General features: G+C 50.6%; 3 protein-coding genes. All 3 read right to left on the bottom strand.

Annotated features, from left to right (window positions below):
• Positions 1-222: hypothetical protein (locus Q0241_RS13230; RefSeq protein WP_299378235.1), on the bottom strand; the 222-nt coding region annotated here is incomplete at its 3' end.
• Between the two features lie 73 nt (positions 223-295).
• On the bottom strand, positions 296-1,765 hold the full coding sequence (locus tag Q0241_RS13225; RefSeq protein ID WP_299378233.1) for an FAD-binding oxidoreductase: 1,470 nt from the start codon (positions 1,763-1,765) through the stop codon (positions 296-298).
• Between the two features lie 147 nt (positions 1,766-1,912).
• A partial coding sequence (locus Q0241_RS13220; RefSeq protein WP_299378232.1) for a DUF1338 family protein occupies positions 1,913-2,993 on the bottom strand: 1,081 nt, incomplete at its 5' end.

Below are 2,993 nucleotides of genomic sequence, written 5' to 3'. Positions count from 1 at the left end.
ATAATTCACAACTAAAATAAAAATCCAAAGCATAGGGTGGGAGGCAAACCCAAGTATGCGCCCCCAAAATATTGCCCTGTCGGCACCATCAGGCGCAGTTGCAAGTACATTTTCCATGAGCTTGGTCGTGACAGTGAACCAACCGACCAGCAAATAATGAGTAATAGAACGAAAAAAAGATCGCCCCACAGCGAACATAATTAAAATTATAATAGCTTTCATCACGCCCCCAATCAGCAATCATAGGATGCAGCTTAGAGGAGAAAAAGGCCCCCAGACAAGAGGTTAAAACCTTCTAGCCCAATTTAACATCGCCGAGGTTACCCGGTGACAAAACGTTCTTTATCTGCGCGGCCAGTTCTTTGACCTTTTTTGGGGTATAGCTATCATAAAATCCCTGATTACTTCGTCCAATGGCGTGTTCGGCAGAAAAGCTGCCGTTATATTTTTCCACCACAATCTGGACCACCCATTCCCGCAAGGACGGAATAAAGTTCTCATCATCCAAGCGTGGATCATCCTGTGGGATCGACAGATTAAAGTGCAGACCGCCATCCCCCACATGACCGAAATCACAGATCCGTACATTCGGGAATTTTTCCGGCAATTCTTTCGCCATAAAGGCCCGGAACTTCATCAGATCGCCACGTCGGAATGACACGTCAAAAGCCACCAGTTTACCCGCGTGTTTCACCCCTTCGGAAAGGGCGTGTCGCAAGGCCCACATTTCTTCGGGGCGACCAATAAAGGCATTGTCCAGTGGTGCGTCTTCGTCTTCCCAAATTTCCGCCAGCACCACTTCCATCAATTCGTCCAAACTCTGTTCGCTGTCACGTTTGGCCCAAGTGCGGGACAGTTCGACCAACAGAACATAGTTCGGAATTTCGCCACCGGGAAAAGGATTACGCAGCGAAGGCACATGATCAAAGGCAGCGCGGATCGCCTCGGCCGACATACCTTCGAAGGCTGTCAGGTTGGTATCACAGCGTTCTTCCATTTCCAGCAAAAGCTTAAGCACCGCCGCCTCGTCACGAGGGACCAACAACGCCGCCGTTGATTGCTGTGGCAAGCGAACGACATTCAACACAGCTTCTGTTATGACACCCAGAACGCCAGTGGTTCCGATAAACAGATGTTTCCAGTCAATGCCTGTATTGTCCTTGCGCAGGCCGGACATGAAATTAAGCTCGGTTCCTGCCTCATCAGCCAACACAACCTTGACCCCCAGTGTATTCTGACGCACATCACCATAACGCAGGAAGCGGGCACCACCTGTATTGGTCGCAATCATGCCCCCGATACGCGGATCAGCACCCAGATCAATCGGGAACACATAGCCCTTGGGTTCCAGAAAGGCATTGAGATCAGACAAACGAACGCCAGCCCCGACCGTGACCGTCCGATTTTCCTCGTCAAAAAGTATCTGTCCATACGTGGTTGCGTCTGATTCACTGGTTCCCGTCAGGCGATCAAAGCTGAGAACGCCTTGAGTACCCGAGCCATCAGGTGTCGAGGCCCCAACCAGCCCACTGTTGCCGGATTGCGGCACAAGGGTAATCCCCCGCCCATGGCAATAGGCCAGAACGCGTGAAACTTCTTTGCTGGTTGCCGGACGCACAACAAAGGCTGCCTGTCCCGAACCATAACGCACACAGGTTTCATAAGGAACCAGATCATCCCCACCATGACCGCCGGGCCGTATCAGTCCTTTTTCACCAACAATATCGTTCAGGGTGTCAAGGTCTTGTGGGGTCGGGCTTGTCATGTGAATAAACTCTGATTTTTAAATATTTGGGGTGCCCCATACAGGACATGTATAAGACAGGGCATGTATCAGGGCACCCGATAAGATGTAGAGCCATGTTATAAGCAGAGATGTATAACATGGCTATGATTTATTATGTCGCCAACTTTAAGCTGCGACAGGCGCTTCACTCTTCAGAGATTTTGCCGAAAGTTTCTCATAACAATCCATCAATGATGCCTGTTCCAGTTCGGCATAGAGTGCGAGTTCATCCAGCACTTTCGCCCCCAAGGCTTTTTCGAACGCTGACTGGCTTGGGTTGCTGTACACAACTTCTGCTCCGCCATCCCCAAGGTTGGATTGGAAGATACCCGCCGCTGATACAGGCAGAAAATCTTCGTACACAATAGGGTCCATCCGTAGAATACCCGTTTTTAACAAGCCATCAACAGTGCCGGACACCCCTACAGATTTGGCAATTTCCGCGCCCTTTTCGCTCAGGGAATAGCGGAAGAATGCAAGACCTTCGGCGCGCAATTCTTCATAGCTATCAGGAAAAGCCGCGAAAGTTTCTAACAACAAGTCTTGATAAGACCCTTCACCAGCGCGGACACGCGCACGGGTTTTATCCAACAGATCATCATAAAGGGCGCGGCCTTTCGGGGTCAGGGCAATACCACGCTGTTCGATTTCACCAAAACGGGCGGTGTGTGATCCCTCTTCCCACTTTTCTCCTGCCCAATTTCCATTACCCTGCTTAAAGAACACCTTTTCTTCCAAGGCTTTGAACGATGTCTGGCGCAACAAGATCGGGCACTTACGCTGTGGCGGCCCTTCGATAACAGCTTTGGGATCAATACCGCGCTTGGGCATTCCGGCCTGAACGATATCAATATCCAGCGTACGTGGAGTTAGATGATTGATATGGGGACCATGGAAACTGACGATATCGGCAATCAAGCGGTGTTCGTCATGCAATCGTTGGTAAAGCTCTTTGTCGATATTGGCTTTGCTATGCCAACGGAAAGTTTCCAGTGCTTCGGTAACAAACTGTGTCGCGTCTTCAGCATTCAGGCCACCCTGTGCTTCGGCCCGGTCAATCAGGTTCAAGGCCGCTGTGGTAAAGATCTCACGGCTATCCAAAACCTCTTGTGCCGCAGCCCGCAAGGCCTCGTCTTCAATCAGTTCCAGACGCAACAAGGATGTGAAGATCCGGAAAGGGTTCTGGTTCAAATCAGCTTCGTCGACC

Source organism: uncultured Kiloniella sp. (assembly GCF_937128705.1).
In the GTDB taxonomy this organism is placed as follows: Bacteria; Pseudomonadota; Alphaproteobacteria; order Kiloniellales; family Kiloniellaceae; genus Kiloniella.
This window is presented reverse-complemented; position numbering and strand designations above follow the sequence as displayed.